Consider the following 6,460-nt stretch of genomic DNA (forward strand, 5'->3'; position numbering starts at 1 on the left):
CTAGTCCACTTTCCGGTTCTGCTCTGCCGCTCCCTGGTTTCACGTGAAACACGCTTTTTCTCCTTGGGGTTTGGTGTTACGGTGCCAGCCCTCCCCTACAGTTAGACCTAAGCTCCCGCGACTACGCGGAGTATGCATGCCCCCGAAAGGACTGGGCTGCGGTCCGGGCGACAGTTGAACAACCGACGTGTATGGGACTTTCCACTGCCGCCACCACGTGGTACGCCGAGGATAAGATCCCAACTACTGCCCAGGTTTCACGTGAAACACTTCGCTGCATAACCCAGCATCCACCGCCCTTGCTGCTGCTCTACTTCCATCAGCACATTCGGAAAGAGCATTTGCCCAATTGCCACCATTGAACACTCCTGCGAAACGGGGGCTGAAGCGTCATCTCCAACACAGGAGGCCGCTGCTCACCGCCGGCAAAGTACGACATGAGGGTACAGTGGGGGTGAGGCTCATATCAAGAACTTATGCCTCAAGCGCGGCGCACTAATCTCGGATGCTAGTTGTCCAAATGACACAATTGCCAGGTGCCTGAAGGGGCGGGGCTGGGCGGTTCAGTCATGATCCAGCGCCTGCAGCGGAGTTTCACGTGAAACTAACCTCTCCCTTGCTCGGCTGAGCCTGCTCACCTTCTTGTTGCTCGGAGCGGTCGGATGTCAGCGTCGCCCTTCGGGGGAAGAGACAGAGCCTGGCCGGTGAGGCTTAGCCCCAAGAATGGCGACGTTGACGTGCGAGCCAGGACTACACCTGCTCGTCCCGAACACGCTTTCCGAGGACGAACCCATGCAGCCTACCGATTCTGCAACCTCACCTAGTCGGCCCGTAGTGGCCAGGATTTGATGTGCATATCTCTTACTGCTACGGGCGTTGAAATGTGCCGCCTCCAGCCATTCCCAAACCTACTATGCGGCAGGTGCATATGAGCGGGCGCAATTGCTACTACGCACCCGGCCCTTCCTTCACCGTTTTGGAGGCCAAGAATGCCACGTGTCGTTGCTCCCGGGCGCCAGAGTTTCGACCCGGCTTGCTAGCGCCACGTCGACGAGCTAGCAGAACGCGCCAAACAGACGTCGAAGTCGGAAACAGAGTTCTCACAAGAACGGGGGTCCAATCCCTAATGGGAAGAGGGGAATCGACACTCCCCTGCCCCTTCCCACACTCCGCACTGGGTGCAGCTGCCAAAAGTCCAGGCGAGACCGGATATTCGGCCGAGGGTTCTACAAACTAGGGCAACAGGCTTGCTTAAGCGATCTGTACCAAGCACGTCAGCGAACCCGAACCAACCCGGAGTTGCACCTCAGGGCAAAGCAATGGGCTCCGTCCTTGTGGAACGGAGCCCATTGTTTCACGTGGAACGAAGGCTATGGCGTCGCCGGGTTCAGCACGTCCATGATGCGGTTCAAGTCATCAACACTGGCGAACTCGATGCTTACGCGGCCCTTCTTGGCACCCAAGGTGATCTTAACGCTGGTGTCCAGGCGGTCCGACAGGGAACTAGCCAGATAGTCCAGCCGTTCATGCCGAGCTCCCTCACGGGGCTTGCTTTCGCGTTTGGGCCGTCGCACGCCGTCGCTCAGGGAAACGATTTCCTCGGTCGCCCGAACGGAAAGGCCCTCGGCGACAATCTTTTGCGCCAGCTTCTCCATTTCTCCAGGATCGTTGAGTCCCAGGAGGGCGCGCGCATGGCCAGCGCTCAACACGCCGGCCGCGACCCGCCGCTGAACCAGCGGAGGGAGCTTCATCAACCGTAAAGTGTTGGAGACCTGCGGCCTTGACCGACCGATCCGATCCGCAAGCTCATCATGCGTGCAACCGAAATCATCAAGCAACTGCTGATAGGCCGCAGCCTCTTCCAGCGGATTCAGCTGGCTGCGGTGCAGGTTCTCCAGCAGGGCGTCCCGTAACAGGTCATCGTCGGAGGTTGACCTGATGATCGCCGGAATCGTTTCCAGGCCGGCAGCCTTGGTGGCCCGCCAGCGGCGTTCGCCCATGACCAACTCGTACTGTGCGCCGCCATCATCGGAAGGTCGCACAACGATCGGCTGGAGGACGCCGATCTCACGGATCGAATGCACCAGCTCCGCCATGTCTTCCTCATCGAAGACGGTGCGAGGCTGTTTGCGGTTTGGCTGGATCGCAGTAACGAGGACTTCGGCAAAAGTGGCACCGGGAACCTCGACTAGGTCGGCCCCCGACGTTTCACGTGGAACTGAAACTTCGGTAGGAGCCGAGGGAGCTCCGGCGCTACCCCTGCCAACCGGTTCGGCCGAGTCCTTGGCGGAAGCGTGCGATTCGCCGGCAGCGCCATTGCCATTCGCTCGGGAAGAATCGTCCTTCACAGACTTATTTGCCGCCGGCTTCTTGCTGCCAGTAGTCGCAAGCTTTCGCGGGGCCCGCAACACTTCGGCTACCTGCGCGGCGCTCGATCCGGTTACGGTCTCGGAGTCAGTCGTCGTGAGGACGGCGGCGTCCCCTTCTTCCCTCCGACTGGAAGCGGGAAAGAAAACGTCTACGGGTCGCTGAGTCCGACGTTTGGCGGAGGCTTCCTGCCCCTCGGTGGACTCGGTCTCCGCTGGGGCCGGAGCACTGGGTATCAATGCGCCCAGGCCTCTTCCCAAGCCGCGACGTTTTTCACTCATCTGGACCCTCTTCCGTCATGCGCCGAGCTAGCATGCACATGCTCGCTTAAGGCGTAATTCTACCGTTGCAGTACGCCTTCACAGTTACTTGCCGCGCTCGGCGATTTCGGCTGCGGCCTCCTGATAGGAAAGGGCCCCGCTGGACGACGGATCATAGGTGATCACTGTCTGCTGGTAACTCGGAGCCTCCGAGATGCGGACCGAGCGCGGTACGACCGCACTTAAAACCTCGTTCGGGAAATGTTCCCGGACTTCTGCTGCAACCTGAGCTGCGAGGTTTGTTCGTCCGTCGTACATCGTCAGCAGGATCGTAGAAACAACCAATCCAGCGTTGAGGTGCTTCTGAATCATCTCGATGTTCTTGAGGAGCTGGCTCAGCCCCTCCAAGGCGTAGTACTCGCACTGGATGGGAATCAGTACCTCTTGGGCGGCGACGAAAGCGTTAACTGTTAGTAGGCCCAGGCTGGGCGGGCAGTCGATAAAGACGTAATCCAGCCGGGGCAGTCCTGCCGTCTCACGTTCCTGCGCGTAAACCTCGATGGCTCGGCGCAGGCGCTGTTCACGGGCCACCAACGACACCAATTCGATCTCGGCCCCGGCCAGGTGAATCGTGGCGGGTGCGACGACGAGGTGGGCTATATCGGGGCATTGTGCGATCACGTCCCCGAGCGGCATATCGTTGATCAGCACGTCGTAGATACTGTCGACGTCAGCGTGGTGCTCGACCCCGAGCGCTGTTGACGCGTTCCCCTGCGGGTCGATATCGATGACCAGGACGTTCAGGCCGGCCGTAGCAAGGGCAGCAGCGATATTGACCGTTGTCGTGGTCTTGCCGACCCCACCCTTTTGGTTGCTGACCGTCAACACCCTGGTCTGGGCGGGCCTGGGAAGCTCCTTGGCCTTCAGCCTCTCACGCCGGCGGTTTTCGCTCGCCAATTCCTGCGCGAGCGGTGTGCTTTCGTCAATCGAATCCATAACGTTTGAAACCGTAGCCTCTATCTTCATGTTGGAGTTGGCTATCTCAGCCTCGTTCCCAGGGGAAGTTTCACGTGAAACAGGACCGCTAGGGGGGACGAGCGCAACCATGTTCGGTTGTTCAGCCACTCCGCGGTGCGACGACTCTTCGGCTTTGGTCCCGGTGAAACCCGACACCGTGTTGTTGATCGCCACTTGGATTCCGCCCGCTTTCACTGTCCGCCACCGACCTCTCCTAGCCTATCGTTGCGCGGCCGGATTCACGGGGCGCTGCATGGGTGTGTGGGGGAACAGGTCAAGCATCAACACGGATGCGGACTACCGTCGTCGGCTCTTCCAAGAGATCGTCCCCGACGGTCAAGACCTCTGTTTCTCGGCCACCGAGCTTCCTGATGACCTTTTCGGCCTTCTGAACCTCGTCAGCTGCGCTGCGGCCTTTGATTGCCAGCATTTCGCCCGTGCCATGCAGCAGTGGAATTGAGAGGCGGGCGAGCTTGTCGAGTGCCGACACCGCTCGAGACGTCACGACGTCAGCTGTGACGTCGTCCCCCGCCAGCTCTGCCCGCGTCCGCAGCACCGCGACGTTGTCCAGCGCGAGATCCTCTATGACTTCGTTGAGCCAGGCAACCCTTCGTTCCAACGGCTCGATCAGGGTCAAACGCAAGTCCGGTCGCGCCAACGCGAACGTCAGTCCTGGCAGGCCGGCCCCGCTTCCGACATCCGCGACCGCGGCGTCGCGCCGTATCAGGTGTGCGACGACGGCGCAGTTGAGGACGTGCCGGTTCCACAATCTCGGGACTTCCCGGGGGCCCAGCAAACCCCGTTCGATGCCTGAGGTGGCCAAATGCGCAACGTATCGCTCCGCCAGGCCCAGGCGTTCACCGAAAACCGTGTGGGCAGCCCTGGACTCTGCCACAGTCATTTCAACTACCGACATACCTCTGCCTATCAGACCATTCCGCCGGACAAGATCAGGACTCCACCGACACCACGATGTGGCGGTTGGATCCTTCGCCCTCGGATTCGCTGATCAGGCCGAGCTCGGCAACCGCGTCATGGACGATCTTGCGCTCGTACGCGCTCATCGGCTCGAGCGCTACATCGCGGCCCGACTCCTTGGCTTCGGCGACGGCGTCTTCAGCGATCTTCTGTAGTTCTTCGCTGCGTCCTTCGCGGTAGCCAGTGATGTCCAAAACAAGGCGGGAACGGTTGCCGGTCGTCGTGAGAACCGACAACCGGGCCAGCTCCTGCAAGGCTTCGAGGACTTCGCCATCCGGTCCCACGAGCGCCTTGAGCGCGTCGTTGTCTTCCTCTTCGGAGACGATCGAGATGTAGGTGCGGCCGTTGCGGACCTCGATGTCGATGTCCCCATCGATATCGGCGATGTCGAGCAGCTCTTCCAGGTAGTCCGCAGCTACGTCTCCTTCTTCTTCCAGACGTTTGGCAGAATTCGAAACAGCTTCCTCCTGCTGTTCGTCCGCTGCAGCCTCTTCGTCGGGAAGTTCTTCAGTCACTTCGGATACGCTTTCGCTGCTCATTTTTTCTTCCTGTTCTTCCGCTGTGGCTGCTGGCGCTGGCCTTTCACCTCTGCCGGGGAATCGGCCGCCGGCGCCTCGGTCTTCCGCTCGCCCAGCAGCGGTACCATCGGCAGGCCCTTCTTTGCACGGCGTTCTGCCAGTTCGCGGGCAGCCTGCGAACCCGGAGTGGGCATGCGCCGGATCACGAAGAACTGCTGTGCCATGGTCCACACGTTGGTAGTTGTCCAGTAAATCAGCACACCGATGGGGAAGTTGATGCCGCCGATGCCGAACACGAGAGGCAGGATGTAGAGCATCATCTGCTGCTGCTTCATGAACGGTGACTGCATTGCTTCGGCGGACATGTTCTTCGCCATGATCTGCTTCTGCGTGATGAACTGCGAGGCAGTCATCGCCAAAATCATGATGATCGACAGGATGACCACGGCGACCTGCTGCTCGCCCCCGCCCCCGTGCAGGAGGGATGCGGAAAGCGGCGCACCGAAAATGGACGAGTCGTCGAACTGACGGATGAGTTCGGGCGACAAAGCGCCAATCCCCTCGCCGTTCTCGCTGGCGCGCGAAGCGTTGTTCAGCACGCTGAACAGCGCGAAGAAGAACGGCATCTGCACCAGCATCGGCAGGCAGGCCGAGAACGGGTTGGTGCCGTGCTTTTTGTACAGCGCCATCTGCTCCTGCGTCATGGCCTGACGCGACAGCTGGTCGGTCTTTCCCTTGTACTTCTGCTGCAGCTTCCGGAGGTCGGGCTGCAGTGCCTGCATCCCCCGCTGGGCCTTGATCTGCTTGACGAAGACCGGAATGAGGGCCGCGCGGATCACCAGCACCAGCCCGATGATTGAGAACGTCCACGTCCAGCCGTTGGCCGGGTCCATCCCAAGCCAGGAGAAGCCGGCGTGGAAGGCCCACAGGATCCCGGAGACGACCCACGTGAACGGGGTCAGGATGGTGTTTAAGAAGTCCATTACTGATTTGCTCCTCGGGCCGCGCCGCGGCCTTCATCGTCGGCCGGAATGAATGGGTGGTTAAGCTCCACGATCCGGGGGATTCTGGAAGGGTTCTCCTGCAGCCACAGGTTGAAGGATACAGACGCCGGAACATGATCCACGCCGCCGGGGTTCCATGGGTGGCATCGGAGCAGGCGGCGGGCGGCCAGCCAGCTGCCCTTGGCAGCGCCGTGGACCGTCACTGCTTCCAATGCGTACGCGGAACAGGACGGGAAGAAACGGCAAACCTGGCCGTACAGGGGCGAAACGAGTTTGCGGTACACGCGCAGCACGCCGATCAGCGCATACTGCAGGG

At 60.7% G+C, this 6,460-nt stretch carries 6 protein-coding genes; all 6 read right to left on the reverse strand.

From position 1 onward, the window contains the following. Positions 1-1,370 precede the first annotated feature (1,370 nt). Positions 1,371-2,648 carry a ParB/RepB/Spo0J family partition protein gene (locus AC5RW2_RS35405; protein ID WP_494075074.1) on the reverse strand — a complete coding sequence of 426 codons (1,278 nt, stop codon included), beginning with the start codon at positions 2,646-2,648 and terminating at the stop codon, positions 1,371-1,373. A gap of 84 nt (positions 2,649-2,732) precedes the next feature. Further along, entirely contained in the window at positions 2,733-3,734 is a 1,002-nt protein-coding gene (locus AC5RW2_RS35410; RefSeq protein WP_494013769.1) for a ParA family protein, read from the reverse strand. Between the two features lie 184 nt (positions 3,735-3,918). Beyond that, positions 3,919-4,560: a 16S rRNA (guanine(527)-N(7))-methyltransferase RsmG gene (rsmG, locus tag AC5RW2_RS35415; protein ID WP_494013442.1), complete on the reverse strand. Its 642-nt coding sequence runs from the start codon at positions 4,558-4,560 to the stop codon at positions 3,919-3,921. A gap of 34 nt (positions 4,561-4,594) precedes the next feature. After that, on the reverse strand, positions 4,595-5,161 hold the full coding sequence (locus tag AC5RW2_RS35420; protein WP_494013441.1) for a Jag family protein: 567 nt from the start codon (positions 5,159-5,161) through the stop codon (positions 4,595-4,597). After that, the gene (yidC, locus tag AC5RW2_RS35425; RefSeq protein WP_494001197.1) at positions 5,158-6,123 is read right to left on the reverse strand and encodes a membrane protein insertase YidC; all 966 of its coding nucleotides are present in this window, start codon (positions 6,121-6,123) and stop codon (positions 5,158-5,160) included. The genes AC5RW2_RS35420 and yidC overlap by 4 nt, the downstream gene beginning before the upstream one ends. Further along, the coding region (gene yidD, locus AC5RW2_RS35430; RefSeq protein ID WP_494075075.1) for a membrane protein insertion efficiency factor YidD at positions 6,123-6,460 on the reverse strand (338 nt) is incomplete at its 5' end. The genes yidC and yidD, both read right to left, overlap by 1 nt.

Source organism: Arthrobacter sp. B0316-1-20 (assembly GCF_059091865.1).